Here is a 1,911-nt window from a genome sequence, read left to right as displayed (position 1 = left end):
TGATCTTAAAAAACGAAAAAAATCAGTACCAGCCTAAAAAACTGCCGTTTGGCAGTTTTTTTATTTGGAGAAAGGGTAACAAGATAACTAGATAAAAATGTTGAATTATTATTCTGTTTGATGTATAAATATAATATAGAAACAACGGTATTGAGAGGAGAATGAACGTGTCTTACGTAATAAAAAAAGAGGTTCCGTCATTTGAGCAGTTTGCAGCTTTGCATGAAGCGAGCGGATTACATAAAAGTAAAAAAGGCAATTATACAAAAGAACAGCTGTTTGAAGCCGCAGCCAACAGCTGGTTTAGAGTCGGTATTTACGACAATGAACAATTAATTGCATTTGGCCGTATGATTTCAGACGGAATTTACCAAGCGCTTATTTGCGACGTGATGGTAGATCCCACATACCAAAACAAAGGGCTTGGAAAGCAAATTATTCAAGAGCTGTTGACGAAATGCGAAGAAAGCGGAATTGAATCGATTCAGCTGTTTGCGGCAAAAGGAAAGCATCATTTTTATAAAAAATTTGGGTTTCAAGAAAGAGAAGAAGACGCGCCAGGCATGTCGCTTGTTATATAAAAAAGCTCAGTGATCAGTCATACTCACTGAGCTTTTTGTATTATGCAGTTTTTAAAACCGTACTTTTTTGAACTAAATTCCAAGCAACTTTTACTAAATAAATAACAAGCAAAACGTTTAGCATAGATGTAGCAAACATAGAAAACGGATAGGACGTACTGTTTTGCATATTGCTGTCACCGTATAAAACAAAAAAAGTGTTCATAAAAATACTGATGCTAAATCCAAGGGATAAATAAAGCAAGTTTTTGTCTTTCAAATAAATATAAGCAAGCAAAGCAAGAGCTGCTGCTGGAAACAAGTAGCGTTCATGCATGCTTGAAGAAAACGTAAATACTCCGGAAATTTGAATAAGTGCTGCAAGAGCGGCGTATTTAAAGCTGCGTCCTTTTATATAAATAAGCCAAGAAAAAATAGTCGTCGCGACGATAAAAATAAGCCCCCACGTATGATAGCTGAAAAACAGCAGCGTTGCAGAGCTGTCTTTATAGTTTGCGCCTATTAAACTAAAAAAGTTATAGGCGTTAACAGAGGCATACGGGTACTCTCCAATGGTGGATGAAAATAAATTAATAATCCACGTAGGACTTTTTCCAGCTGAAAAAGGCAATAAAATCACAGCAGCAGTGAAAGCCGCCGTTAAAGCAATGCCGAAGAAATGTTTCACTTGCTTCAGGCGAATGAGCTCGAAAAACAAAATAGGCAGGATAATAATCGCCTGCGGCTTCATTAAGACCGCTGCTGTAAAAATAACGGCCGACGCATAAATTCTTTTTTCCGTAATCATTACAATTGCTAGGACAATAAGCAAAGTGAAAAATGAATCGACTTGTCCCCAAAACGTTGAATTAACTAAAATGGCCGGATTAAATAAATACCCAATTGCTAACAGATAGGCAAAAGAAGGTGCCAAGTATTTACGAGCTAAACGATAGAGTAAATAAGATGTGACGACATCTGCTAAAATAGGCGGGATTTTAATCAACAGCGAAAAATACTGCTGAAAATCCGGTAAACTGCCAACTTTCCCAACGATAAACAAGATATAAATATAAAACGGCGGATAATCGCTTCCGCTTTTAGCATAGAAATTTGAAAAATGATTAGCCGCAACCGATGCCCAGTTTTTGAAAAGAGATGCATCCATATGAGAGCCTACCCACGGAATCAGCGCAATCCGGATAAATAGTCCAGTGCCAAGTAATGACCATAAAATAACGCGAGAATGCCCTATTGAATGATGCCATTTCTTTTTCTTTAATAATCCGTAAACGAAAGCTGCTGTTATAAAAAAGCCCACTGTATAAAGAGCGAGCGGCGTTTCATAGTC

Annotated in this window: 2 protein-coding genes; one reads left to right on the top strand and one right to left on the bottom strand. The window is 37.3% G+C overall.

The features are described from left to right. Positions 1-167: 167 nt before the first annotated feature. The gene (locus AC1DRF_RS25390; protein WP_477742000.1) at positions 168-581 is read left to right on the top strand and encodes a GNAT family N-acetyltransferase; all 414 of its coding nucleotides are present in this window, start codon (positions 168-170) and stop codon (positions 579-581) included. A gap of 40 nt (positions 582-621) precedes the next feature. On the opposite strand, the gene AC1DRF_RS25385 is transcribed toward AC1DRF_RS25390, so the two are convergent. Further along, a partial coding sequence (locus AC1DRF_RS25385) for an MptA/MptB family glycosyltransferase (protein WP_477741999.1) occupies positions 622-1,911 on the bottom strand: 1,290 nt, incomplete at its 5' end.

It is taken from the genome of Priestia sp. P5_B4 (genome assembly GCF_056400385.1).
This window is presented reverse-complemented; position numbering and strand designations above follow the sequence as displayed.